The 23,329-nt window shown below is 67.7% G+C and carries 24 protein-coding genes; 15 read left to right on the forward strand and 9 right to left on the reverse strand.

Annotated features, from left to right (window positions below):
* Positions 1-65 precede the first annotated feature (65 nt).
* Positions 66-1,340 carry a FecR domain-containing protein gene (locus CXY91_RS12095; protein WP_248307449.1) on the reverse strand — a complete coding sequence of 425 codons (1,275 nt, stop codon included), beginning with the start codon at positions 1,338-1,340 and terminating at the stop codon, positions 66-68.
* Between the two features lie 263 nt (positions 1,341-1,603).
* On the opposite strand from CXY91_RS12095, the gene CXY91_RS12100 reads away from it, so the two are divergent.
* On the forward strand, positions 1,604-3,364 hold the full coding sequence (locus tag CXY91_RS12100; RefSeq protein ID WP_100961576.1) for a ShlB/FhaC/HecB family hemolysin secretion/activation protein: 1,761 nt from the start codon (positions 1,604-1,606) through the stop codon (positions 3,362-3,364).
* Positions 3,365-3,609: 245 nt separating this feature from the next.
* Here the strand turns inward: CXY91_RS12100 and CXY91_RS12105 are convergent, their stop codons facing one another.
* On the reverse strand, positions 3,610-4,584 hold the full coding sequence (locus CXY91_RS12105; protein ID WP_100961578.1) for a LysR substrate-binding domain-containing protein: 975 nt from the start codon (positions 4,582-4,584) through the stop codon (positions 3,610-3,612).
* Positions 4,585-4,722: 138 nt separating this feature from the next.
* Between CXY91_RS12105 and CXY91_RS12110 the strand changes: the two genes are divergently transcribed.
* Genes CXY91_RS12110 through CXY91_RS12145 form a run of 8 tightly spaced genes read left to right on the forward strand, consistent with a single transcriptional unit; the run spans position 4,723 to position 12,409 of the window.
* Positions 4,723-6,225, forward strand: a complete 1,503-nt coding sequence (locus CXY91_RS12110) for a sugar ABC transporter ATP-binding protein (RefSeq protein ID WP_100961580.1) — start codon at positions 4,723-4,725, stop codon at positions 6,223-6,225.
* Positions 6,222-7,223, forward strand: coding sequence for an ABC transporter permease (locus tag CXY91_RS12115; RefSeq protein WP_100961582.1), 1,002 nt, complete (start codon positions 6,222-6,224; stop codon positions 7,221-7,223). The genes CXY91_RS12110 and CXY91_RS12115 overlap by 4 nt, the downstream gene beginning before the upstream one ends.
* Positions 7,220-8,185 carry an ABC transporter permease gene (locus tag CXY91_RS12120; protein ID WP_100961584.1) on the forward strand — a complete coding sequence of 322 codons (966 nt, stop codon included), beginning with the start codon at positions 7,220-7,222 and terminating at the stop codon, positions 8,183-8,185. The genes CXY91_RS12115 and CXY91_RS12120 overlap by 4 nt, the downstream gene beginning before the upstream one ends.
* Positions 8,182-9,138 carry a substrate-binding domain-containing protein gene (locus tag CXY91_RS12125; RefSeq protein ID WP_248307450.1) on the forward strand — a complete coding sequence of 319 codons (957 nt, stop codon included), beginning with the start codon at positions 8,182-8,184 and terminating at the stop codon, positions 9,136-9,138. The genes CXY91_RS12120 and CXY91_RS12125 overlap by 4 nt, the downstream gene beginning before the upstream one ends.
* A gap of 13 nt (positions 9,139-9,151) precedes the next feature.
* Positions 9,152-10,039: a polysaccharide deacetylase family protein gene (locus CXY91_RS12130; protein ID WP_100961586.1), complete on the forward strand. Its 888-nt coding sequence runs from the start codon at positions 9,152-9,154 to the stop codon at positions 10,037-10,039.
* A gap of 21 nt (positions 10,040-10,060) precedes the next feature.
* The gene (locus CXY91_RS12135; RefSeq protein WP_100961588.1) at positions 10,061-10,894 is read left to right on the forward strand and encodes an aspartate dehydrogenase; all 834 of its coding nucleotides are present in this window, start codon (positions 10,061-10,063) and stop codon (positions 10,892-10,894) included.
* Positions 10,895-10,916: 22 nt separating this feature from the next.
* Positions 10,917-11,702 (forward strand): SDR family oxidoreductase, encoded by a 786-nt coding sequence (locus CXY91_RS12140; RefSeq protein WP_100961590.1) that lies wholly within the window; start codon positions 10,917-10,919, stop codon positions 11,700-11,702.
* 14 nt (positions 11,703-11,716) lie between these two features.
* Entirely contained in the window at positions 11,717-12,409 is a 693-nt protein-coding gene (locus CXY91_RS12145; RefSeq protein ID WP_100961591.1) for an RraA family protein, read from the forward strand.
* Between the two features lie 17 nt (positions 12,410-12,426).
* On the opposite strand, the gene CXY91_RS12150 is transcribed toward CXY91_RS12145, so the two are convergent.
* Positions 12,427-13,302, reverse strand: coding sequence for a LysR substrate-binding domain-containing protein (locus CXY91_RS12150; RefSeq protein WP_091837293.1), 876 nt, complete (start codon positions 13,300-13,302; stop codon positions 12,427-12,429).
* Positions 13,303-13,412: 110 nt separating this feature from the next.
* On the opposite strand from CXY91_RS12150, the gene CXY91_RS12155 reads away from it, so the two are divergent.
* Both CXY91_RS12155 and CXY91_RS12160 read left to right on the forward strand, forming a co-directional pair.
* On the forward strand, positions 13,413-14,027 hold the full coding sequence (locus CXY91_RS12155; protein ID WP_100961593.1) for a DUF1989 domain-containing protein: 615 nt from the start codon (positions 13,413-13,415) through the stop codon (positions 14,025-14,027).
* A 13-nt stretch (positions 14,028-14,040) separates the two neighbouring features.
* The gene (locus tag CXY91_RS12160) at positions 14,041-14,973 is read left to right on the forward strand and encodes a LysR substrate-binding domain-containing protein (protein ID WP_100961595.1); all 933 of its coding nucleotides are present in this window, start codon (positions 14,041-14,043) and stop codon (positions 14,971-14,973) included.
* On the opposite strand, the gene CXY91_RS12165 is transcribed toward CXY91_RS12160, so the two are convergent.
* Positions 14,951-15,838, reverse strand: coding sequence for a polysaccharide deacetylase family protein (locus CXY91_RS12165; protein ID WP_100961597.1), 888 nt, complete (start codon positions 15,836-15,838; stop codon positions 14,951-14,953). The genes CXY91_RS12160 and CXY91_RS12165 overlap by 23 nt on opposite strands.
* A gap of 19 nt (positions 15,839-15,857) precedes the next feature.
* Entirely contained in the window at positions 15,858-16,520 is a 663-nt protein-coding gene (locus tag CXY91_RS12170; RefSeq protein WP_100961599.1) for an FMN-dependent NADH-azoreductase, read from the reverse strand.
* 227 nt (positions 16,521-16,747) lie between these two features.
* On the opposite strand from CXY91_RS12170, the gene CXY91_RS12175 reads away from it, so the two are divergent.
* Entirely contained in the window at positions 16,748-17,038 is a 291-nt protein-coding gene (locus CXY91_RS12175) for a hypothetical protein (RefSeq protein ID WP_158673387.1), read from the forward strand.
* 29 nt (positions 17,039-17,067) lie between these two features.
* On the opposite strand, the gene CXY91_RS12180 is transcribed toward CXY91_RS12175, so the two are convergent.
* Both CXY91_RS12180 and CXY91_RS12185 read right to left on the reverse strand, forming a co-directional pair.
* Positions 17,068-17,943 carry a dioxygenase family protein gene (locus CXY91_RS12180; RefSeq protein ID WP_100961601.1) on the reverse strand — a complete coding sequence of 292 codons (876 nt, stop codon included), beginning with the start codon at positions 17,941-17,943 and terminating at the stop codon, positions 17,068-17,070.
* Positions 17,944-18,086: 143 nt separating this feature from the next.
* On the reverse strand, positions 18,087-18,716 hold the full coding sequence (locus tag CXY91_RS12185; RefSeq protein WP_100961603.1) for a nuclear transport factor 2 family protein: 630 nt from the start codon (positions 18,714-18,716) through the stop codon (positions 18,087-18,089).
* 79 nt (positions 18,717-18,795) lie between these two features.
* Between CXY91_RS12185 and CXY91_RS12190 the strand changes: the two genes are divergently transcribed.
* The gene (locus CXY91_RS12190; RefSeq protein WP_100961605.1) at positions 18,796-19,611 is read left to right on the forward strand and encodes a sugar phosphate isomerase/epimerase family protein; all 816 of its coding nucleotides are present in this window, start codon (positions 18,796-18,798) and stop codon (positions 19,609-19,611) included.
* Between the two features lie 103 nt (positions 19,612-19,714).
* Positions 19,715-20,461 (forward strand): IclR family transcriptional regulator, encoded by a 747-nt coding sequence (locus tag CXY91_RS12195; RefSeq protein WP_199777414.1) that lies wholly within the window; start codon positions 19,715-19,717, stop codon positions 20,459-20,461.
* 18 nt (positions 20,462-20,479) lie between these two features.
* Here CXY91_RS12195 and CXY91_RS12200 read toward each other — a convergent pair whose 3' ends face one another.
* Complete coding sequence (locus CXY91_RS12200) at positions 20,480-21,535, reverse strand: Gfo/Idh/MocA family protein (RefSeq protein ID WP_100961609.1); 1,056 nt, start codon at positions 21,533-21,535, stop codon at positions 20,480-20,482.
* Between the two features lie 154 nt (positions 21,536-21,689).
* On the opposite strand from CXY91_RS12200, the gene CXY91_RS12205 reads away from it, so the two are divergent.
* Positions 21,690-22,385 carry a TetR/AcrR family transcriptional regulator gene (locus CXY91_RS12205; protein WP_100961611.1) on the forward strand — a complete coding sequence of 232 codons (696 nt, stop codon included), beginning with the start codon at positions 21,690-21,692 and terminating at the stop codon, positions 22,383-22,385.
* Between the two features lie 6 nt (positions 22,386-22,391).
* On the opposite strand, the gene CXY91_RS12210 is transcribed toward CXY91_RS12205, so the two are convergent.
* Positions 22,392-23,288, reverse strand: coding sequence for a polyphosphate kinase 2 family protein (locus CXY91_RS12210; protein WP_248307451.1), 897 nt, complete (start codon positions 23,286-23,288; stop codon positions 22,392-22,394).
* Positions 23,289-23,329 lie beyond the last annotated feature (41 nt).

Genomic DNA, 23,329 nt, shown 5'->3' on the forward strand with positions numbered 1-23,329 from the left:
CTGCCGGGTATCGAGTTCAGTCATCCCGACCCTAGCGCGGAAAAGCTGACGATTTCGTCAAGACATCAGCGCCCGAGATTCACCCTCACGCTGAGGCCGCCGAGGTTCAGCCCGATATTCACGCCACCGGCACCATTGCCATTGCCGTTTCCACCGCCGTTCCCGTTGCCGCCGGCATTGTTGCTGCCATTGCCGCTGTTGCCGTCAGCGTTGCCACCGCCGTTTCCGTTGCCGTTGCCGCCGGCATTGTTGTTGCCATTGCTGCTGTTGCCGCCAGCGTTGCCATTACCATTTCCGTTGCCACCGCCGTTCCCGTTGCCGTTGCCGGCGTTGCCTGAGGCATGGCCGTCGCCGCTGTTGCCGCGGCCGTTCCCGCCGACATTGCCATTGCCGTTGTTACCGCTGCCATTGCCGATGCTGCCGGGGCCGCTGGACTTGGCGTTCGCCTGGCCGTTGACGCTGGCCAGAGTCTGCGCAGCCTCGGAGCGACCGAGCTCCGAACTGCCGCCGCGCTGGACATTGTTCGAGGTGCTGCCTGCGGGCGACAGGTCCTGGGTCGACCAGGTCGTGCTCTGCCTGCGCCCGGAGGCATTGGCTGTCGCATCGGCATTGCGCGCCAAGCCCTTGGTCACCGCCTGGACGTTGACATTGACCTCGCCCAGCGCCGTGCCGATGCGCACGGTCCCGCCGCTGCTGGAAACAGCGCGGTGCGAAGGCTCGCCGGCGCTGGCCCGGCGCTCTTCCTTGCCTGCCGCTGGCGGCCGCGACAGGCCGTCACGCGGGACGGAAATCGCGCGGATCGAGGGGGTGCGCGGCGCTCCCTGCTGGATCGGATTGAACTGCCCGCTGCCAGAGAACCTGAGGCCAGAGGCCCCGGTTCCGGCCACGCTGGCGGCCTGGCCGGGCTGGACCAGCGCGAACTGACCGGAGCGGAAATCCGAGACCTGCACCTGGCCGCGCTGAACGTCGACCTTGGCGCTGCCCGAGGTCACGGTGACGCGGAACTGCGTGCCCTTGACCACGGCGGCGAGGAAGGGGGTCTCTACCTCGAAATGCTGGACGTTCTTCTTCTCCACGTCGAGCAGGATCGAGCCCGCCTGCTGGAGGATGGTCGAGCGACCCGAGCCACTCGTCGTCGGCACGGCGACCTGCGCGTTCGCCGAGATCAGCATGCTTTCGGCGCCGCGGACCAGGAGGACGCGGCCATTGCGTCCGGTGCGGATGGTATCGCCGGGCTTCAGCGTCGTGGCCTGGCCGAGCGAGACCGGCTGCACGCCGGCCCCGGCGATCCAGGCTTCGCCCGAGACCTTGCTGACCTGCCAGATATTGTCCTCCGCCAAAGCCGGCCTCGGGCTCAACGCTTCCAAGAGGGCCAGAAGGCCCGCAGCGAAGAGTATGCGGATCGCTCGCGGCATGGGTCGGCGGTCTCCATCCTGGAGGTGAAAGCCAGCTATGCCCCTTTGCTAACAGCCAGTTATGAATTCTGACTTAGCGTGGTCGTCTATAATCGAAGGCCGCATTAAGCTTTGATTAACCATGTCAATTTACCGATTTTGGTGGGGTGCAGGCTGGCTGAGCCCAAAAAGGCGGATGCGTACTGAGCATGGCACGGCGGCGGGCGGACAAGCTATGCAACGACAGCTTGCGGGCAGCGATACTTCTGCTCTCTCTGTGTTCGCCGGTCTTGATCGCGCCGGCGCATGCCCAGAACAGCCTCCGTCCGGTTCCGCCAATCCAGCCCAGTGACCAGGGTCTCGAGCAGCGGCGGGCCGAGCGGCTGCAGGAAACCCAAACCGGGATCTCGGTCCCGACTGCCAGATCCGCGCCCGACCAACCGGCCGGCGAAGACCGGGCGCTGTTCACGCTTGCCGCGGTGAGGATCGAAGGCGACAGTCCACTCGATTCCGGCGATATCGCTGCCGTCTATCGGGACAGGCTCGGCAGGCCGATCTCACAAGCGGGCCTCGCCGCCCTCGCGAACCAGATCGGCCAGCTCCATCGCGACGCCGGCTATCATCTGACACGCGCGATCGTCCCGCCCCAGGACATCAAGGGCGGCATCGTCACGATCCGGATCATCGCCGGTACCATCACCGAGCTCGTGGTGCAGGGCGACGAGGCTAACCGATTCGGCACGCGCCGCATGCTGGCGCCGATCAGCGAGGAGACGCCGGCCAGGTTGGAGACGCTCGAACGCCGGCTCCTGCTCGTCAACGATCTGCCGGGCGTGCGCGTCAAGGACACCACGCTGGAGGAGATCGGCACCAGTACCGGACGCTTTCGCCTGACCGTGATGCTCGACAGCTGGAGCGTGTTCGTCTCCGCGGGCTTCGACAATGCGGCTTCGAATGCCGTCGGCCCCTGGCAGGCCTATTTCGGCGCGGCGCTGAATTCGCTGCTCATCCCCGGCGATACGCTGGCGGTCAATCTCTCATCGGTACCGGGCTCGACGCGGGAGCTCCGCTATGGCCGCATCTCCTATGACGCACCGCTCGGCGGTGATTGGCTGCGGGTCGGCGTCTCGGCCTCGCGCAGCGTGGTCTGGCCCGGCGACCTGCGTCGCCTCGACCGTGTTCGGTCCGATGCCGAGAACCTGGAGGCCAGAGCGACCATCGTCGCATTGCAGACACAGCGGCAGTCGCTCTCGCTCACCGCAGGGTTCGGGCTGAGCGACGTCACCGAGGAGAGCGCCTTCGGCGTCAACTACCGCGACCGCCTGCGGATCGCGAGCCTGACCGCCGACTATCGCCTTCGCGATGATTGGCAAGGGACGACCTATGCCACGCTCGGCCTGCGCAAGGGCCTCGGCATCGACGGCGCCTCACGCCGCTACGACCCGCTGCTCTCGCGCTTCGACGGCTCGGGCAACTTCTACGCCCTGCAGGGCGCGCTGACGCGCTATCAGGGCCTTGGCGGCAACTGGTCGATGAAGCTTGCGGCCTCGGGTCAGGTCAGCTCCGAGGCGCTGCTGATCTCGCAGCAATTCTATCTTGGCGGCGCCGCCTTCGGCCGCGCTTTCCAGAGCGGCTGGCTCGCCGGCGACAACGGCATCGCCGGTTCGACCGAGCTGCGCTACGACTACCGGCCGGCTCTGTCTTTCCTGAAGAACGTCCAGCTTTTCGGCTTCGTCGAGGGGGGAGCCGTTCGCAGCTATGCAGTGCCGAAAGACATCGTCCAGTCCCTCTCCGCCGTGGGTGGCGGCGTGCGCCTGCGGTTCAACGATTCCGTCGAGGCGGGCCTCACCGTTGCTGCACCACTGAGCTACAATTCGCCTATCCGAGGCGGCCGGGGCGCAACCGTCCTGTTCTCACTCTCGACGGTTCTGAAGGCTTGTCCCGAGCGAAGCGAATGGCGCTGCGGATAAGCAGCCCCCCTGCCCTGACCATCTTGCGATGGCGGAACATGCGTGGTCGCCGCCACTTCATGGTTCACGGCCTGTGCGGCAGGCAGTACCTGCGGCATGGCAGCGGCAGCGCCGCGTCACTCGGAATATCCGTTCCAAAAAGGGTGACTGGATTTGAGACGCACGCAAGCGCTGGATATTCCCGCGCTTTTTGCTCTTCTGGTCCCGCCTGATCACAACATCGCCTGCCGCCACCCTTCGCCCTGTCAGGCCGGGACGAGCTTCGGTGGATTGCCGCGAACTTTGAACGACTCCTTCAAAGCCCAGTTCCTGAAACCTTGCACGCGCGGATCGTCGAAACGGCTTTCGTGGATCAGGAGGTAATATTCTCCGGCGCTGTCGAGCTCGCTGGTCAGCGGAACGGTCAAGCCGCGCATGCCCTCCTCATGCGCCAGGATGATGTCCGGCACCAGGGCAATGCCACGGCCCTGGCGCGCCGCATCGAGCGACATGAAGAAATGCCCGAACTGCAGCGTTTGCTCGATCTCGACCGCCGCGCGCACGCCATGAGCCTTGAGCCAGTCGGGCCAGGCATGGCGGCGCGTCGAGGTATGGATCAGCGGCCAGCGCACCAGATCGGCCGCAGTGACGTCCGTCTCACCCAACAGACCCGGTGAGCAGACCGGGACCAGCCGATCGGGAAAGAGTTCGTCGGCATGGACCCCGTCCCAGCGCGTCAGCATGGATAGCTCGATCCGTGGCTGGTTGCGCTCGTAATGCCGGCCCGGCAGGCGGCCGACGCGGATCGCGACATCGGCCTCATGGGCGAGCAGATCCGCCGGCTCGATCGACGAGACGACGCGCAGCTCGATCTGCGGGTGCAGGCTGGTGAAGAGGTGAAGCCGCGGCATCAGCCAGACCGAGGCGATCGTCGGCAGCACCGACACCGTCAACGTCGCCCTGTCCTTGCGCCGGCTGAAGCGGCCGGCGGCGCGCTCGAGCTCGTCGAGCATGCTCTCGACACTCCGGAAGAACTGCTCGCCCTCGGCGGTGAGCTCGATCCTGCGGGTAAAGCGGCGGAACAGCTCCTGCCCGAGATGGAGCTCGAGCTCCTTGACCTGCCGGCTGACGGCGCCCTGCGTCAGGCTCAGCTCCTCGGCCGCCTTGGTGAACGACAGATGGCGCGCAGCAGCATCGAAACCGCGCAGCGCATTCAATGGCGGCAGACGCCTCTTTCGCATGCAGCACCTCTCTCATGCATGAGACTAGATCATGCATGAGCGCCGAACAATTCGTTTGTGACGACCGGGCGACGGCTTCATCGTCTCGTCAACGCCGGACCTGCCCTGGGCAAGGCACCGGTGAACGGGGAACTGCCGATGACGATCGAGCCAGCGATCGCGCTCGCCATGCGCGACATCGCCAAGCGCTATGGCGCGACCTGCGCACTGCGCAGCGCCGAGCTGACCTTGCGCGCCGGCCGCGTCCACGCTCTGCTCGGCGAGAACGGCGCCGGCAAGTCGACCCTGGTGAAGATCATCGTCGGCGCGGTGAAGCCCGACAGCGGCAGCGTCGCTCTGTCCGGGAAGCCCGTCGCCTTCCGCTCGGTGGCCGAGGCGATCGCCGCCGGGATCGTGCCGATCTATCAGCATCTGAGCCTGTTTCCCGAGCTCTCCGTCCTCGACAACCTTTCCGCCTTCCAGCTCGTCGCCGGCCGGGCCGGCCTCAGCCGCAAGGCGTTGGTGCCCCGGGGCGAGGCCAAGACCTGGCTCGCCCGCGTCGGGCTCGACCTCGATCTCGACCGCGCGGTCTCGTCGCTCTCGCTCGGCGAGCGCCAGTTGCTCGAGATCGCCCGCGGCGTCGGCCGCAATTGCCGCATACTCGTCCTCGACGAGCCTACTGCAGCGCTGAACGGGGCCGAGGCCGACCGGCTCTTTGCCGTGGTCCGCGATCTCTGCGCAGGCGGGACAGCCGTGCTCTTCATTTCGCACAAGTTCGACGAGATCGAGCGCCTCGCCGACGAGGTCACCGTGCTGCGCGACGGCGCCACCGTGATCGACGCAGCCCCGATCGGCCGGCACGACCGCGCCACGCTGGTCAAGGCGATGCTGGGCATGCAGGTCGAGCACGAGCACCGTTCCGGCAGCGCCCGGACGGAGCCCGTCCTGACAACAGCCAATGTCCGCATGGCAACTGGCCATAGTCTCGACCTCTCGGTAAGCGCCGGCGAAATCGTCGGCCTCGCGGGCCTGGTCGGCTCCGGCGCGCTCGCCATCGCCGCGACCCTGGCCGGAGCCGCTCCCGGGCAGGGCGAGATCGCCGTCGGCGAGCAGAGTTTCGCCCTCGGCGACCGGCGCGCGGCCGTCCGCCTCGGCGTTGCCTATGTTCCGGCCGACCGCCATGCCGAGGGGCTGTTTCCGCCGGTCAGCGCCATCGGCAACGCCTCGGCCAGCGCGCTCGGGCGCTTCTCCGCCCGCGGCCTCCTCGGCAAGGCACGCGAGCGCAATGCGATCGAGCCGCTGCTGCGCCGCCTGCACCTGCACCCGGCCCGCCCCGATGCCGAGGCCGCGAGCTTCAGCGGCGGCAACCAGCAGAAGCTCCTGATCGCGCGCTGCCTCGCCTTGCCGAACCTGCGCGCTCTCGTCCTGCTCGAGCCGACGCGCGGGGTCGATGTCGCGGCCCGCGCCATGATCCACCGCGCCGTCATCGACATGGCCCGCACCGGCGTTGCCGTTCTGGTCGCATCGAGCGACCTCGATGAGCTCACCGCGCTCTGCGACCGCTACCTCGTGGTCCGGGACGGCTCGATCGCGCAGGACCTGCCGGGCGATGCCTCGACCGAGACGATCATGGCCGCGCTCGCCGGAAAGGCCGCGGCATGAGCAGCTTTCCTCTCGGCGACCGGGGCCCGCCCAGCATGCCTGCCATCCTGCGCCCGCCAGCCATCCTGATCGTCACGGCGCTGCTCTTCGGGCTGAGCGCCCTGGCGGTGCCGCGCTTCGGCACGCTCGGCAATATCGAGAACGTGCTGCGCATCGCCGCCATCCTCGGCATCGTCGCCTGCGGCCAGGCCATCGTCGTCATCCTCGCGGGCATCGAGTTCTCCTTCGGCGCCTCGGCAGCGCTGGCGAGCGTCGTCATCGTCATGGCTCTCCCGACGGCCGGTGTCGTCGGCGCCTTCCTCCTCGGCGCGTTGCTGATCGTGGGTGTCGGCATGGTCAACGGCCTGCTCGTCGCGCGCTTTGCCGTGCCGCCGGTGATCGCGACGCTCGGCATGCTGATGATCGCTTCGGGTCTCGCGGCCTGGCTCGCCGGCGGTCTGCCGATCGATGCGCCGCCCTCGGACGCCTTTTCCTTCCCGGCCCGCGGCCGCATTCTTGGCATACCCGTCCCGATCATCTGCGCCGCCGTCGCCTTCGCTCTGTTGCATGTCCTGCTCGCCAAGACCCGGCTCGGACGCGGCTGGTATCTGGTCGGCGCCAATGCGACGGCCGCCAGGCTCGCAGGGCTTTCCGTGCCCCGCCTCGTCTTTGCCGGCTATGCCGTGGCGGGCCTGTTCTGCGCGCTCGGCGCCGTCATCCTGACCAGCCGCGTCGCCTCGGGCCAGCCCATGCTCGCGCCGAACCTGCCCTTCGAGACCATCGCCGCCTGTGCCGTCGGCGGACTGCCGCTCGGCGGCGGGCGCGGCAATGTCCTGCAGGTCGCCTGCGGCGTGCTGATCGTCGCCATGCTCAACAACATCGTGGTGCTGCTCAACCTGCCGACCGCCTACCAGCTCATCCTGCTCGGCGCGCTCGTCGTCGCTGCCGTGCTGCTGCAGCGCGACTGGGCCTTCCTCGGCAACGCCGCCCGCGTTCTGATCGGCGGGAGGCGCGGATGAGCGCCGCCATCGCCCCACGCCTGCTGGTCGCGCCCGCCGGCATTCTCGCCGCCGGTCTGATCTTCGCGGCGGTTGCGCCCGGCTTCCTCTCGCTCGGCAATGCCGCCAGCATCGCCGGCCAGGCCTGGGTCCTCGTCCTGCTCGCGACCGGCCAGATGTTCGCCCTGGCGGCCCGCGGCTTCGACATCTCAGTGGGCGCCATCGCCGCGCTCGCCGGAACCCTCGCCGCAATGGCCGCCAACAGCTTCGGGCTGATGGGCCTGCTGGTCGCCCCCCTGGTCGGCCTCGCCTGCGGCACGCTGAACGGCTGGCTGATCGGCCGTCTCGCCTTGCAGCCGATCGTCGCGACGCTCGGCTCGCTGGTCGCGTTGAAAGGGCTCGCTTTGCTGGTCAGCGATGACGGCCAGGCCGTGCCGCTCACCGAAGCCGGCCAGGCCACCAGCCTCGCCTTCGATCCCGTGCTCGGCCTGCCGCCGCTCGCCTGGCTCGCCCTCGTCTGCGTCCTCGGTGCCCAGTTTCTCCTGAGCCACGCCACGCTCGGCAAGCGCATCCTGATGCTCGGCGCCAATCCCGAAGCCGTCGGCCTGGTCGGCGCCGATGCCGGCGCCCTTCAGATCCGCGCCTACCAGCTCTGCGGGCTCTTCGCCGGGCTCGCCGGGGCGCTGATGACGGCCCGGGCCGGCGCCGGCCTGCCGACCGAAGGCGCCGGCATGGAACTGCAGGCGATCGCCGCCGCGATCATCGGCGGGACCGCCCTGTCCGGCGGCGTCGCCAACGCCCTCGCCGTCGCTGCCGGTGCCTTCTTCGTCCAGGTCGTGCTGACCGGGCTCAACCTCAGCGGCGTCTCGCCCTTCCTGGCGCAGGTCACCGTCGGCCTCGTCATCCTCGGCTCCGGCCTGATGGACACCGCACTCCGCTCGCTTTTTTCCCGCAACCGCCAGACCAAGGAGATATCGCCATGACGTCCCTGACCCGTCGCAGCCTCCTGCTTGCCTCCATCGCCATCGCCGCGCTGGCGTCGCCGGCCCTCGCCCAGGAGAAGACGATCGGCATCGCCGTGCCGAACCTCGCCTCCTCCTTCTGGATCTCTGCCGTCTACGGCATGGAGAGCGAGGCGAAGGCGAGCGGCGCCACGGTTCTGAAGCTCAATGCCGGCGGCGACGCCAACGCCTCGCAGCAGATCGCCCAGGTGCAGGACCTGATCCAGCGCAAGGTTGCGGCGATCGTGATCGGCGCCACCAATGGCGACGCGGTCAAGCCGATCGTCGAGCGCGCGATCGAGGCCGGAATCCCGGTCGTCGGCATCTCCTCGCCGCCGAACACGCCGAAGCTCGCCTCCCTGGTCAGCGCCGACCATGCCGACATGGGCAAGCTCCAGGCCGAATGTCTCGCCAAGGCGGTCGGCGGCAAGGGCACGGTCGCGATGATGGCGGGCCCTGCCGGCCAGGCCTGGTCGGACCTGCGCGCCAAGGGCTTCCGCGAGGCGCTGGCCAAGGCGGCGCCCGACGTCAAGATCGTCGCCGAATCCCGTCTCGCCGACAACCGCAACGCTGCGCTCGGCACCGCCGAGGACTGGACGCAGCGTTTCCCCGACCTCGCCGGCATCTATGCCGCGACCGACGACATGGCCGCCGGCGTCGTCTCGGCCTTCAAGTCGGCGAGCAAGCCTGTGAAGGTCTCGGCCTCGAACTTCAGCCCGACCGCCCAGCAGATGCTGAAGGACGGCGACATCGCCTGCACCTCGATCCAGCAGGTGGTCGCCCAGGGCAAGGCCGCGATGGCGCAGGCGCTGAAGGCCGCGGCGAAGCAGCCGGTCGAAGCCCGTGTCGTCATGCCGGCGCTGCTGGTGACGCGTGACAACGTCGCGACAGTCGATCTCTCCTCGGTCGTCGCCCCGACCGATTATCGCCCCTGACGGACGCACGCTCATGCTGCCCAGCCCCGGACGCTTCCCCTACTCGCCCATCGTCGACCGGCCGGACTTCACCTGGCCGGGCGGCAAGCGGCTCGCCGTCTATGTCGCGCTCTGCGTCGAGCACTTCGCCTATGGCTCCGGGCTCGGCCTGCCCTATTCGCCCGGGCTCCAGCACCCCAACACCTACAACTGGGCCTGGCGCGAATACGGCAACCGCGTCGGCGGCTGGCGGCTGATCGAGCTCTTCGACGAGTACCGCCTGCCGCTCTCGGTGCTGCTCAACACCGAATGCTACGCGCACTGCCCGGAGCTGGTCGCAGCCCACCGCCGCCGCGGCGACGAGATCGTCGCCCATGGCCGCACCAATTCCGAGCATCAGAACGGCATGGAGATCGAGGCCGAGCGGCGGCTGATCGCCGAGGCGACGCAGGCGATCGCCAGCCACGAGGGCGCTGCGCCCTCAGGCTGGATGAGCCCGGGCGCCCATCCCAGCGCCAGCACCGAGGACCTGCTGGCTGAAGCCGGCTACGCCTACACCATGGACTGGCCGATGGACGACCAGCCGGTCTGGCTGAACACCAAGGGCGGCCCGCTGCTGGCGATGCCCTATCCGCACGAGGTCAACGACGTGCCGATGGTTGTGCTGCATGACGGCACGGCGCAGGCCTTCGCTGATATGGCGATCGACAATCTCGACGAGATGCTGGTCCAGTCCGAGCAGCAGGCGCTGGTCTACGGCATGACGATCCACACCTTCATCGTCGGCCAGCCTTTCCGCATCCGGCAGTTCCGCCGGGTGCTCGACCATCTCAACAAGCATCAGGACCGCATCTGGTTCACCACGGCCGGCGCCTGCGCGCGCCATTACGCCAGCCTCTTCCCGGCTCCTCAGGCCGGCTGACGACAAGACAAGGAAACGCCCATGACGTCCCCTTCCGCACCCGGCGCGCATCCGCGCCGGCGGGTCGCCATCGCCGGTCTCGGCGCCGTCGGCCTCAAGATCGCCAGCGTGCTCGACCAGGGCGTGCCCGGCTGCGAACTCGTCGCCGTCTCCGCTCATGACCGCGACAAGGCGCGCGAGCGGCTCTCGCATCTCTCCCGGCCGATCCCGGTGGTGGCGATCGAGGAGCTCGAAGCGCTCGCCGACATCGTTGTCGAATGCGCCCCGGCCGCGCTGCTGCCGGCCATCGCCGAGCCTTTCCTGCGTGCCGGCAAGACGGTGATCGTTCTCAGCTCCGGCGCCATCCTCTCGCATGAGGGCCTGATCGAGATCGCCCGCGCGCATGGCGGCCAGATCGTCGTGCCGACCGGCGCGCTGCTCGGCCTCGACGCCGTCACCGCAGCGGCCGAGGGCGTGATCCGCTCGGTCCGGATGATCACGCGCAAGCCGGTGCGCGGCCTCGTCGGCGCGCCCTATCTCATCGAGAACAACATTACCCTCGACGATGTCCGGGAGCCGACCCGGGTGTTCAGCGGCACGCCGCGCGAGGCCGCGATCGGCTTCCCGGCCAACCTCAACGTCGCCGTCGCGCTCTCGCTCGCCGGCATCGGGCCAGACCGGACGACGCTGGAGATCTGGGCCGACCCGGCGCTGACCCGCAACACCCATACGATCGAGGTCGACGCCGACTCCGCAAGCTTCTCGATGACGATCGAGAACGTACCGAGCGACAACCCGAAGACCGGCCGCATCACTGCACTCTCGGTCATCTCCTATCTGCGCAAGCTCGACGCTCCCCTGCGCATCGGCTCGTAAGCCGGACTCACGAGGAACCATCATGGATCTGGGAATTGCTGGACGCACGGCGCTCGTACTGGGTGCCGGCGGCGGGCTCGGCCGCGCCATCGCCAGGGCACTCGCACGCGAAGGCGCCAGGGTCGCGCTCGCCGATATCGACGAGACGGCGCTCGCCGCCACGGCCGCTGACCTCTCCGCCCTGGGCGCACCGCATCTGGCGCGGCGCTGGGACATCGACCGCCTCGACGAGGCCGACGGGCATCTTGCCGCGATCGCCGAGACGCTCGGACCGGTCGACATCCTCGTCAACAACACCGGCGGTCCGCCGCCCAGCCTCGCCGCCGGCGTGCCATCCGAGACCTGGACGGCACAGTTCCAGGCGATGGTGCTCTCCGTCATCGCGCTCACCGACAAGGTGCTGCCGGGCATGCGCGAGCGCGGCTTCGGACGGATCGTCACCTCGACCTCCTCAGGCGTGGTCGCGCCGATCCCGAACCTCGCCATCTCGAACGCCTTGCGCCTGTCGCTGGTCGGCTGGTCGAAGACGCTGGCGCGCGAGGTCGCGGCGTCCGGCATCACCTGCAACGTCATCCTGCCGGGGCGGATCGCTACCGACCGCATCCTCTTTCTCGACGAGCAGAAGGCCAAACGCGAAGGCCGGCCGCTCGCCGACATCGTCGCCGAGAGCACGGGCGCGATCCCGCTCGGCCGCTACGGCACGCCCGAGGAATACGCCGACGCCGTCGCCTTCCTCGCCAGCGCCCGCGCCGCCTACATCACCGGCTCGGTCATCCGGGTCGATGGCGGCTATCTCCAGAGCATCTGAAAGGATCTGAGATCATGACCGAACTGCCCCAGCGCGACGCTGTCTGGCGCGAGGACATCCGCCGCCGCTTCCTTGCGGTCGACACCTCCAACGTCGCCGACGTGCTCGACACGCTCGGCCTGCCGGACCAGAGCCTCGCACCGCAATTTGCTCCCTACCCCGCGACCACCGGACAGCTCGCCGGCTTCGCCTATACCATCCGCGGCCAGATGACGCCGTTCCCGCTCGGCGGCGATGCCGAGAAGATGAAAGCCTGCCAGGGCGTCTCGCCCGGCGAGGTCACGGTCTGGAGCGGCGACGGCGAGGGCATCTGCTATTTCGGCGAATTGATCGCGATCGGCATGAAGGAGAAGGGCTGCGTCGGCGCGCTCGTCGACGGCGGCATCCGCGACATCCGTTGGATCGGCGAGCAGGCCTTCCCGGTCTATGCGCGCTACCGCACGCCGGTGCAGTCGATCGGCCGCTGGAAGGTCAACGCCAGCCAGGTCCCGGTACTGATGCGCGGCGCGACCAGCCGCTATGTCGAGATCAAGCCGGGCGACTTCATCCTCGCCGACGATGACGGCGCCATCGTCATCCCAGCCGAGCGGATCGAGGAGGTGCTGGCCGAAGCCGAGCGGCTGACCGCCGTCGAGGTCAACATCCGACGCGAGCTCTCGCGCGGGCTCTCGCTCGCCGATGCTCTGGCGAAATACGGCCACGTCTGACCGACTATCGCGGGAGGTCAGGCTGTCAAAGCCTCGCGCAGCGGGACCATGAACTCGCGCGCGAGCTGCGACAGCTCCTCGTGCAGCGGATGCAGGATGGCGATCTCGTAGGAGATCGCCGGCCGGAACGGCCGGCGCACGACGTCGGCCGTGAACGGCGCGCTGACCACGGGATCGACGATCCCGACCCCGATGCCGGCGGCGACGAGCTCGCAGGCCGACGAGAAGAACTCCGTCTCGGCAACCACATTCCAGCGCGCGCCATATTCGGAGAAGGCAGCGGCGAGCTTCTGGTAGACGGGATCGCCGCGGAACAGGGTGACGAAGGGCACCCCGTCGAGATCGGCCGGGGTGATCTCCTCGCGTTCGGCCAGGGGATGGCCGAGCGGCAGCATGCACTGGCACTGATAGCTGAAGACCTCCATCTGCGCCGTCGGATAGTCGAGCGGCAATTCGGCGATGGCGAAGTCGAAGGTCCGCGTCGACATTAGCTCCTTTACGCTCTGCGATGCCCGTGTGATGATCTTCATCTGCAGTCCCGGCCGCTCGGCGGCGAAGACCGAGAGCAGCCGCGGCAGCAGCGCGATCGAGATGCTGGGATAGGCGGTGATCGCGAGATGCCCGCGCTTGCCGGCCCGGATCTCTCCCGCCACCCGCACAGTGTTCTCGACCGCCTCCAGCGCCCGGCTCGCCTCCGCATAGATCAGATGCGCCTCCGGCGTCGGCTGCAGCCGCGTGCCGCGCCGCACGAACAGCGGCACGCCGAAATCATGCTCCAACGCGGCGATCATCGTGCTGACGCCGGGCTGCGAGATCCCGAGAAGTTCGGCGACGCGCGTCATCGTGCCGTGGATCATCAAGGCGCGGAAGCATTCGAGCTGGCGCAGGCGCATGTTAGCTTCATATGATTTTCTGATAATGAAGCCAAATCAAATTATTGGATTTGCATAACGATTGAGAGTTTCCTTGACGGCATAGCGAATGAGCCAGCGAGGAGATCGCCATGAACACGCAGGTCGGAGCGCTCCAGCCGGCGCTCGAACTGATCCCGGCCCGCAGCGGCGTCGCCGCAAGGGTCAAGCGCGGCCAGAGCGTCCGCGTCGTCAATACTCATGGCAAGCAGGTCGTCGACACCTGGGCCTTCAGCGCCGCCGATATCGACGAGCACCTGTCGATGGAGCACAGCCGGGCCGCGATCCTGAAGCTGATGCCGGCGGTCGGCGACACGCTGGTCAGCAATCGCCGCAACCCGATGCTGACCGTGGTCGAGGACACCACCCCCGGCATCCACGACATGCTGATCGCCGCCTGCGACGAACATCGCTATCGCCAGCTCGGCGCGCACGGCCATCACGACAGCTGCACCGACAACCTCAAGGCCGCGCTCGCCGAGCTCGGCATCGCCGTGCCGCTGACGCCGAGCCCGCTCAACCTGTTCATGAACGTGCCGGTGCGCGCCGATGGCAGCCTTGCCTTCGAGGCGCCGGTCAGCGAACCCGGCCAGCATATCGCCCTGCGCGCCGAGATGGACCTGATCATCGTCTTCTCGGCCTGCCCGCAGGACATGGTGCCGGTCAATGCCATGCATCCGACCGACGCGCACTACCAGATCGCCTGACGGGAGGCTCATCATGCGCAAGCTGCCCTCGCTCAACGCCGTGCGCGCCTTCGAGGCGACGGCGCGCCATCTCAGCTTCACCCAGGCCGCCAACGAGCTCTGCGTCACGGTGACGGCGGTGAGCCATCAGGTCCGCCATCTTGAAGCCGTGCTCGGCCTGAAGCTGTTCGAGCGCCAGGCGCGGGCGCTCGCGCTGACCGCCGCCGGCGAGACGTTGTTCCCGCTTCTGCGCGATGGCTTCGACCGGCTCGCAGATGCCTTCGCCCTGCTCGACGATACCCGCTCGGCCGACGCCGTCACCGTCTCGACCACCCGCGCCTTCGCCGAGCGCTGGCTGATGCCGCGCCTCCCGGCTTTCCACGCAGCCCATCCAGCGATCACCGTCCATATCGACGCTTCCGAGGAGGTGATGGACCTGCGCGCCGAGGGCATCGACCTCGCCATCCGCTATGGCGCGGTCCCGGCCGATCAGCGTCAGACCGTGCTGCTGGAAGACAGCTACATCGCCGTCGCTTCCGGCAATCTCTGCCCGGCCGGACGCCGCACAGGCATCGCCGACATGCTCGGCCGCCCGCTGATCGGCTATCGCTGGAAGAACCGCACGCTCGAAACGCCGGACTGGTCGGCCTGGCTGGCGCAGGCGCTGCCGGGAAGGGTGCCGGACTTCCGCCAGTCCTGGTTCAGCGAGGAGACTTTGGCCTTGCACGCCGCCGGTCGCGGGCTTGGCCCGCTGCTGTGCAGCAACATCCTCGTCGACGATGCCTTGCGCGATGGCAGCCTGATGCGCCTCGACGGCGGCAGCCTGCCGGGCTTCGCCTTCCGGCTGGTCGAGGGCGCGACGCCGCGCAAGCGCTCGACCGTGCTGTTCCGCGACTGGCTGCGCGCCGAGGCCGCCGCCTTCCGCCGGCGCGAGGCGCCCGAGCTCACCCTGCCACAGGCTGCGTGAAATAGGGCAGTTCCTCGGTCCGGACCTGGTATTCGCCGGCCGCGACCAGTCGCTCGACATGGGCGACGATCGCCTCCAGCGGCGCGAACCAGACCTTGCGCGTCGCCAGCACCTGCTCGAGCCAGCGCTCGACCACGGCCCAGCGTGCCAGGCGCCCGGTCAGGAACGGATGCCAGATCCCCATCCAGAAGCCGCCTGTTTCGTATTGCGCCTCGAACTCGGCGAAGGAGGCTGCGAGGCCCTGCTCCGGCGGCTGCACCGGCATCATGTAGCCGATCTCGGCATAATGGGCGAAGGGCGGCCAGTCGTCCGAGCCCCAATGCGGCGGCACCTCATACAGAAACTTGCCGCCCGACCGCATCCGGTAGGGGATGTCGTCTGCCATCAGCGAGGAATCATAGGAAAAGCCGTGCTCGATCAGGAGATCGATCGTCGCCTGCGTCGCGTTGTAGACCGGTGCGCGATAGCCGCGCGGCGTGCGACCCGTCATCCGCTGGTGGATGGCGAGCGCCTTCTCGAAGGCGCTCCGCTGCGCCTCCGGCGAGATCTCGGTCGGGTCCTCGTGGAGATAGCCGTGATGGCCGATCTCGTGGCCGCCCGTCAGGATCGCCTCGACCGCGTCAGGATAGCGCTCCATCGTCCATCCCGGGATGAAGAAGGACTGCTTCAGGCCGAGCCGGCGATAGGTCTCGAGGATGCGCGGCACGCCGACGGTCGGCCCGTAGCGCCCCATGGTGATCGGATAGAGCCGGTTCCAGCTGTCCTTCGGCCTGGCGATATGGATCAGGCTGTCGGCATCGACGTCGAAGGTGATGGCGCAGGCGCAGCGCGCCCCGTTCGGCCACGGGATCGGATTCTGGATCAAGGCCGTTCGACTCCCTCACCTAGGCCGCTTCGGCGCGGCGGCCGGCGATGAGCTCGTCGACCAGCCCCGGCACCGCGGCATGCGCCTCGGCGATCGAGCGCTTGTGCCGGGCATCGCCGAATTCCTGATAGTCGATCGCGATCGTATGGATCGATTCGACGCCGAGATAGTGCGAGCAGGTCCGGATATGCGGGTCGAGCTGGTTCATGTCGGCACGCACGCCGCCCGGCCCGAAGCCGAACTCGCCGCGCGAGCTCAGCACCACGAGCGTCTTGCCGCTGAGGATCGTCTCCAGCGGAAAATCGCCGCGCGCCAGGTCGAAGCTGAAGGTCTTGCCGATCCGGATGATCTTGTCGAACCACGACTTGAGCTGCGCCGGCATGCCGTAATTGTACATCGGCGTGCCCATCACGATCACATCCGCCGCGGCGAGCTCGGCGATCAATTCGTCGGACAGGGCAAGCTCCGCCTTCTGCTGCGGCGTGCGGGCATCCTCCGGCGTGAAGGCCGCCGCGACCCAGGCTTCGTTGAGAAATGGCGGCGGATCACGCCCGACATCGCGGGCGATCACCTGCGTATCGGGCTCGCGCGCCAGCCAGGCCTCGACGAAGGCCCTTGACAGGGCACGGCTAAGCGAGCGGTCGCCGCGGGCGCTGGCGTCGATGTGAAGAAGCGTCGTCATGGCAGGTCCTCGTTGAGGCGGCAGGCCACCAGGCTTGCCGGTTGCAACGAAGATGGGTCGCCGCCCGCGGTCGCACCAACGAGTTTTTCTTCAGGGCTCTGAAGAGATTTTCATCACGCGTCCCGGCGCCGCTAAACGCTTGCCGAAGCGCTGTTTTCCGACCTTTCCGACCGGGCCAAGAATCTCTCAAGCCCGGTTGAGCAAATCTCACTTTCGCAAGCCGAGGCATGCTGCTGCCATCGTGCGGGATGGGCGAAAAACGATCCGAGGGGAGCCCAATCCTCATTCCAGCACGGGAGATCAGCATAACCCTGACCACGCGAGATATGGCCGCGGCGCTCGCGGCGAGCGTCGGAATCACAGCCCTGCCGCGCCGGGCGAGCGCGGTCGGAGCAGCATCGAGCGCGATCCGGCTCTCGGCTATTTCTCCCGAGGTCGCCGGCCGGGATTGCGGCTCGGGCGAAGAGCGCGTGGCCGATGTGCTTGCGAAGGCGCATCGCGGCAAATTGCCCCGCTAGAGCCCGTTCCATCGACGACGGGCAGAGGCTCAAGCCACGCGCCGTTGCGGCGCCAGCGCGAAGTCGTAATGCAGGTGGCGATAGGGCCGGTCGACCCGCGTGCCATCGGGAGCCGTGCCCGCCGGCATTTCGGTGAAAGGACGGATCAGCGAATCCTTGACGCCGAATACGACGTCGGAGTCGAGATAGGCATCGCCCTCGACGAAGACATGGGTGACGAGCGGCTCATGCGCCGGCGCAGCGATCATGAAATGCACATGGGCCGGCCGATAGGGATGGCGCCCCTGCGCCGCCAGCATCTCGCCAACCGGCCCGTCATTCGGGATCGGGTAGGCGGCCGGCATGATCGTCCAGAAATGGAAGGCGCCATCCGGCGCAGTCCGCAGCCTTGCCCGCATGGCAAGATCGTGATCCTCGTCGAGCTGCTGGACGTCGTAATAGCCGTCGCCGTCGGAATGCCAAACATCGACCGCCGCGCCGGCCAGCCCCGGACCGCCGGCTGAGCTGACCGAACCGGTGACCAGCAGCGGCACGCCGGCGAGCCCTGGCGAAATATTGGCTCCGAGCGGCAGTTCCGGCGGCTCCTGCACATAGAACGGGCCGAGCACCGTAGTCTCCGTGGCGCCGCCCGGGAGGTGGTGATTGATCGCGTCGACCAGCATGGAGACGCCGAGCGCGTCCGAGAGCAGGATGAACTCCTGACGGTTGGCGGTGCACATGTGCCCCGTACGGGTCAGGAAGGCGATCGCCCGCGACCACTCCTCCTGGGTCGGCTCGATCTCGCGCAGGAAGTCGTGGAGATGGCGGATCAGAGCGTCGCTGACCTGACGGAGGCGCGGATCGCTGGCCTGCCCCACCCGCTCGCGGACGGCGGCGGTGATCGAGCGCTCGTCGAAATTTCTCACGCTGTTCTCCCGTTGCCTCGTCGCCAGTCAGACTTGGGGCATGTCCCTCGCAGCGGCGACGCCATCGGCCACGCAGAACGCCTCACCCTGCCGGATCGGCCTGGTAGACGAAGGGCTGGACAACCACGCTCGCCATGTCGGCCTCAGCTCGCCGGTGCCGCAGGCTCGTCGGCCGGTGCGCCCTTCAGCCAGCCGGCGCCGCGGGCATAGAGCGCCTCGACCTCGCGGCCGGTGAGCCCGGGCATGTCGGGCTTGACCTTGTAGCCGATGCGGGTCTGCAGATAGGCGAGATGGCGATAGCCCTCCGGAAAGCGCATCAGCACCTCGCGATCGAGCGAGAGCGTGGCGGAAGGATCAACCGGATCGATCCGGTCCTTCTCGTAGATCGGCTGCCGCAGCACGATGCCCCAGCGCTCGTCGCGCTTCTCGAGGAAATCGTAGAAGCGGCCGGTGCAGACGACGTCGCAGACGATGCCCTCGACCTCGGCGCGCTGGTTGATCGTCATCTTCGTCTGGGAGATCGCTCTTGCGCCCGCGACGTCGATCGCGATGCCGCCGAGGAAGTGCAGGATGCGAACGCCGCGTTCGAAGCCCTCGCGGCTGACGCGGATGAATTCGTCGCCCGTCCCCTGGAACCAGGTCGCCATCATCCGTCCCTCGGGATGCCAGACGCCCCGGAAGCGATCCCAGTCGCCGGCATCGCGCCAGACCACCCAATTCTCCAGGAGGTCGCGGATGGCGCGCCGGTCGGCCTGATCGCTCGCTGCGGTCATCGCTGCCTCCCCACAATTTGTTCATCTACAGGAACTAGTTTTGTATAATGGCCAACTCGAGTCAACCGGAGAGCAGACGATGAGATCGATCTCGCTCGCGCATCTCACCGTGCTCGATGCGGGCCCGCTGGATCTGATCGATGCCGGCGCGGCAGGCGGCTTCGACGCGATCGGCCTGCGCATCGTGCCGCCACTGCCGGGCGATACGATCGTGCCCGTGGTCGGCGACATCCCCCTGCAGCGCCGCATCAAGGAGCGGCTCGCCGCGACCGGCATTCGTATCCTCGACATCGAAGCCATCTGGTTGTCGCCGCAGACCGCAGTCGACGATCTGGAACCAGCTTTGGACGTCGGGGCCGAGCTCGGCGCGCGCCATGTGCTGACCGTAGGCTTCGATGTCGAATCCGCCCGCCTCCTCGACAATTTCGGGCGCCTGTGCACGCTGGCGAACGCACGCGGGCTGCGGCCGATGCTGGAGTTCATCCCCTATGCGACGATCGCCGATCTCGGCAGCGCGCATGAACTCTTGCGGCAGGCGGCGCCCAGGGATGCCGGTCTCCTGGTCGATGCGCTGCACCTCAGCCGCTCGGGCGGCAGCCCAGCCGACATCGCCGGTTACGACCCCGGGCTGTTCTCCTACATCCATCTCTGCGACGCCCCCGCCGCGCGCCCTCCTGCCTCGGGCTTCCGTGCCGAAGCGCGAGCGGAGCGGCTCTATCCGGGGCTCGGCGAATTGTGGTTGGACGCATTTCTCGACGCGTTCGCGCCCGATACGCCGGTCGGCGTCGAGGCGCCATCGACCGCTTTCGCGTCCTGCTCGCCCATGGAGCGCGCCCGGCGCGCGGGCGACGCCACAAGGCAGCTGCTTGCCCGAAACGCGGCCGCCCGCCCCTGATCTCCCGCTTTCCTCCCTGGGACGAGCTTGCTAAGTTTGTTCATACTGATGAACTGAGGGATCCAGGTTGACGGTAGAGCCGAGCGAAGACACGCGCAGCGCCGTGAAATCGGCCGATCGGCTGCTCGACCTGTTCGAATTGCTGGCGCGCGTCAATGGCGGCCTCTCGCACAGCGCGATCACCGCGGCGCTCGGCATCCCCAAGAGCAGCCTGACGCAGCTTCTCAAGACTGCGACGGGGCGCGGCTACGTCGCCTATTCGGCTGCCGGCAAGAGCTATCGCCTGGGCGAGCGCTTCACCAGCATGGCGCGCCTGACCTCACGCCGGCAGGACCTTGTTGGGCTGGCCCAGCCGGTGCTGGAGCGGATCACCGCGCAGACCGGCGAATCCGCGGCGCTGAACATGCTCAAGGGCGACGACGCGGAGGTGGTGGCGACCGTTAGCTCCTCGCAGCGGCTGGTCTCCCATATGCGGCTCGGCGATCTCGCGCCGCTCTATGCGACCTCCGGCGGCAAGATCATCCTGGCGCATATGCTGCAGGATCGGCGGGACGAGTACCTGGCGCGCGTAAGGTTCGAGACGATCACGGCCAACACGCTGTCCTCAGCGGCGGAACTCCGCCGGCAGCTCGACAAGATCCGGCGCGACGGCATCGCCTATTCGCACGAGGAATTCACCCCGGGCATCATAGGACTGGCGAAGGCGGTGCTGGCCGAGGACGGACAGGCGCTCGGCTCACTCAACGTTGCCCTCCCAGCGATCCGCTACACCCCGCGGGCGGAAGCGCTGATCGCGGATGCGCTCGACGAAGCGGTGGCGGAGCTCCATCGCCGGCTCGCCAGCGCCTGAAGCGCGACCGCGGCAGGTTCAGCACGCCCCGTAGCGCTCGCGCAGGTCGATCCGCCGCCCGCTCGCGGCAGCCTCGGCTACCGCGAGCGTCGCGATCAGCGTGCGCGCGCCGTCCTCGACCGGCTGCAGCGAGGCAGCCTCGCCCCTGACCAGGTCGCGGAAATGGTCGAGCTGGGCGATATAGGGGTCGAGCGTCGGCGCATGGATGCGCTGCGCCTGGATCGGCAGGTTCCAGCTCGGAGCCTCACTTGCTTGCGTCCACTGCACCAGATTGGGGAATTCCAGCGCGCCGCGGCTGCCCATGAAGCGATAGCTGCTCTCGCCGCTGAACGGGAACTCCGGCGACTCGCCGACGCCCTGTTCGGTGGTCCAGGGCGAGACGGCGCTGTCGCTGACGAAGAAGCTGCCGATCGCGCCGTTCTCGAACTCGATCAGCACGCCGGCCGTGTCCTCGACGGCAAAGCCGCGCCGGCGGTTGGAGAGGACGGCGCCGACCGCGACGATCTCGCCGACGGAAAAGCGCAGGAAGTCGATCTCGTGGATCAGGTTGATCAGCACCGGCCCGCCGCCGGCCTGTGTCCGCCAGGGCGCCGCACTGAAATAGGCGTCCGGCTTGTGCACCGCCCAGATCGCCGAGACGCCGACGAGATCGCCGATCCGGCCCTCGTTAAGCAGGGAGCGCAGGGTCGCGACCTGGCGATGATGGCGTCGATGATGGCCGACCAGCGAGCGGATGCCGGCGGCCTTCGTCGCCTCGATCAGCGCAGTCGCCGTTTCCAGCGTGTCGGTGACCGGCTTCTCGATCAGGATATGAATGCCGCGGCGGGCGCATTCGATGCCGTTCTGCGCATGAAGCTGGTTGGGCGAGGCGATGATGACAGCGTCCGGACGGGTCTCGTCGAGCATCGCGCGATAGTCGGCGAAGACGCGCGCATCGGGGTTCCGGGCTGCGACCTGCTCGGCATTGACGTCGGCGATTCCCGCCAGCTCGAAGTCGGGATGCGCGGCGATCTTGGCCAGGTGCTTGCGCCCGATCAGCCCCGCGCCGATCACGCCGATTGCGATGGTCTTCATGGTTCCACGGCTCCCTATGACCGCCATGCGCCGCTGCAATTAACTTGCAGGATAATTGTGATCCGATTAACCTGGTGGATAATTACTGTCAAGCGCGGTAGGATGAGCTGATCGGGCAAGCCTCCCAATCGGAACGGGCAATCGGGATCGCGGGATGACAGCAGTGACCACGCGCAGGCGGGCCCGCAACGAACCGGCCAAGGTCCGCCGCCGGGATCGCGAGAAGACGAAGGCCGAGATCCTGCAGATCGCCTTCGAGGAGTTTGCCGAGAACGGGCTGCTCGGCGCCAATGCCGACGCGATCGCCGCGCGGGCGGGGATCACCAAGCGATTGATCTTCTACTATTTCAACTCGAAGGAAGAGCTCTTCGTCGCCGTGCTGGAGATGGCTTATGGCAGGATGCGCCAGGCGGAGGAGAGCCTGCATCTCGAGACACTCGCACCGGAGGCGGCAATCCGCCGGCTCGCCGAGTTCACCTTCGACTTCCACCAGGCCAATCCGGAATTCGTGCGGCTGGTCGCGATCGAGAACATCCATCGCGGCCGGCATGTCGCCAGCAGCGAGACGCTCCAGCAGATGACGCGGCCGATCATCGGCCAGATCGAGCGCGTGCTCGCCAAGGGCAAGAGCCTCGGCGCGATCAGGCCGGAGATCGATGCCCATGCGCTCCATGCCACGCTGAACGCCCTCTCGATCTTCTCGGTCGCGAACCGGCACACCTTCGAAGCGCAATTCCGCTGGGATATGTCATCGTCAGAGGCGAAGCTCCGCCAGCGGGCTGAGATCGCCGAGGTGCTCTGGCGCTATGTCCGCAGCGACGACGCCTCACCCACCAACGAAGCCGGTTGAGCGGCCTCAGCGCTTGCGCTTGCCGTCCTCGGCCAACAGTTCCTTTCGGGCCCTGGCCATGACCTTTCGGGCCTCGTCGTCGACCACCGGGAACTGCGGATCGAGCTTTTCCAGCCGGTTGACGATCGTCGCCGCGACGATCAGCCGGGTGAACCATTTGTTGTCGGCGGGAACGACATGCCAGGGCGCGTGCTTGCTCGCCGTCTCGGCGATCGCGTCCTGGTAGGCGCCCTGATAGTCGTCCCAATGCTTGCGCTCGGCGAGATCGCCCGCATCGAACTTCCAGTGCTTATCGGGCTCGTCGATCCGCGCCAGCAGGCGCCGGCGCTGCTCGTCCTTCGACAGGTTGAGGAAGAATTTCAGGACGACGGTACCGTTGCGGGCCAGATGCTTCTCGAAATCGCGGATGCTCTCGAAGCGATCGCGCCAGACATGCTTGCCGATGAGCTTGGGCGGCAGTCCCTGCTTGCGCAGCAACTCTTCGTGCACGCGCACGACCAGCACCTCCTCGTAATAGGAGCGGTTGAAAATGCCGATCTCGCCGCGCTCCGGCAGCGCGCAGGCGGTGCGCCAGAGGAAATCATGGCGCAGCTCGAGCGAGCTCGGCGCCTTGAAGGAGGTGACCTCGCAGCCCTGCGGATTGACGCCGGACATGACGTGCTCGATCGTCCCGTCCTTGCCTGCGGTGTCGATCGCCTGCAACACGATCAGAATCGACCAGCGCTTCTCCGCAAAGAGCCGTTCCTGCAGCTCGCGCAGGCGCTTGACGCCGGTCTGCAGCAATTCGCGCGCCTCGTCCTTGTCGATCGCGAGGCCGCAGGTCTCGCCGGGGTCGAAATGCTTCAGCTTGAAGTCATCGCCGTCCGTGACACTGAAGCGCTTGACCATCTCGTCCGGCAGCATGCCTGGCATCCTCTCGCAGAAAGACCTCTGTTCAATCTGTC

The sequence above is a fragment of the Allobosea sp. FBZP-16 genome (genome assembly GCF_002831785.1).
GTDB lineage: Bacteria > Pseudomonadota > Alphaproteobacteria > Rhizobiales > Beijerinckiaceae > Allobosea > Allobosea lupini.

Excerpts from the sequence above, each read along its gene's own strand:
- CXY91_RS12120 (WP_100961584.1), top strand. The coding sequence starts at position 7,220 with ATGAGCGCCGCCATCGCCCCACGCCTGCTGGTCGCGCCCGCCGGCATT.
- CXY91_RS12140 (WP_100961590.1), top strand. The coding sequence starts at position 10,917 with ATGGATCTGGGAATTGCTGGACGCACGGCGCTCGTACTGGGTGCCGGC.
- CXY91_RS12110 (WP_100961580.1), top strand. The coding sequence starts at position 4,723 with ATGACGATCGAGCCAGCGATCGCGCTCGCCATGCGCGACATCGCCAAG.
- CXY91_RS12200 (WP_100961609.1), bottom strand. The coding sequence starts at position 21,535 with ATGAAGACCATCGCAATCGGCGTGATCGGCGCGGGGCTGATCGGGCGC.
- CXY91_RS12205 (WP_100961611.1), top strand. The coding sequence starts at position 21,690 with ATGACAGCAGTGACCACGCGCAGGCGGGCCCGCAACGAACCGGCCAAG.
- CXY91_RS12100 (WP_100961576.1), top strand. The coding sequence starts at position 1,604 with ATGGCACGGCGGCGGGCGGACAAGCTATGCAACGACAGCTTGCGGGCA.
- CXY91_RS12160 (WP_100961595.1), top strand. The coding sequence starts at position 14,041 with ATGCGCAAGCTGCCCTCGCTCAACGCCGTGCGCGCCTTCGAGGCGACG.
- CXY91_RS12190 (WP_100961605.1), top strand. The coding sequence starts at position 18,796 with ATGAGATCGATCTCGCTCGCGCATCTCACCGTGCTCGATGCGGGCCCG.
- CXY91_RS12125 (WP_248307450.1), top strand. The coding sequence starts at position 8,182 with ATGACGTCCCTGACCCGTCGCAGCCTCCTGCTTGCCTCCATCGCCATC.
- CXY91_RS12210 (WP_248307451.1), bottom strand. The coding sequence starts at position 23,288 with ATGCTGCCGGACGAGATGGTCAAGCGCTTCAGTGTCACGGACGGCGAT.
- CXY91_RS12170 (WP_100961599.1), bottom strand. The coding sequence starts at position 16,520 with ATGACGACGCTTCTTCACATCGACGCCAGCGCCCGCGGCGACCGCTCG.
- CXY91_RS12145 (WP_100961591.1), top strand. The coding sequence starts at position 11,717 with ATGACCGAACTGCCCCAGCGCGACGCTGTCTGGCGCGAGGACATCCGC.
- CXY91_RS12105 (WP_100961578.1), bottom strand. The coding sequence starts at position 4,584 with ATGCGAAAGAGGCGTCTGCCGCCATTGAATGCGCTGCGCGGTTTCGAT.
- CXY91_RS12155 (WP_100961593.1), top strand. The coding sequence starts at position 13,413 with ATGAACACGCAGGTCGGAGCGCTCCAGCCGGCGCTCGAACTGATCCCG.
- CXY91_RS12185 (WP_100961603.1), bottom strand. The coding sequence starts at position 18,716 with ATGACCGCAGCGAGCGATCAGGCCGACCGGCGCGCCATCCGCGACCTC.
- CXY91_RS12130 (WP_100961586.1), top strand. The coding sequence starts at position 9,152 with ATGCTGCCCAGCCCCGGACGCTTCCCCTACTCGCCCATCGTCGACCGG.
- CXY91_RS12175 (WP_158673387.1), top strand. The coding sequence starts at position 16,748 with ATGCTGCTGCCATCGTGCGGGATGGGCGAAAAACGATCCGAGGGGAGC.
- CXY91_RS12135 (WP_100961588.1), top strand. The coding sequence starts at position 10,061 with ATGACGTCCCCTTCCGCACCCGGCGCGCATCCGCGCCGGCGGGTCGCC.
- CXY91_RS12150 (WP_091837293.1), bottom strand. The coding sequence starts at position 13,302 with ATGCGCCTGCGCCAGCTCGAATGCTTCCGCGCCTTGATGATCCACGGC.
- CXY91_RS12115 (WP_100961582.1), top strand. The coding sequence starts at position 6,222 with ATGAGCAGCTTTCCTCTCGGCGACCGGGGCCCGCCCAGCATGCCTGCC.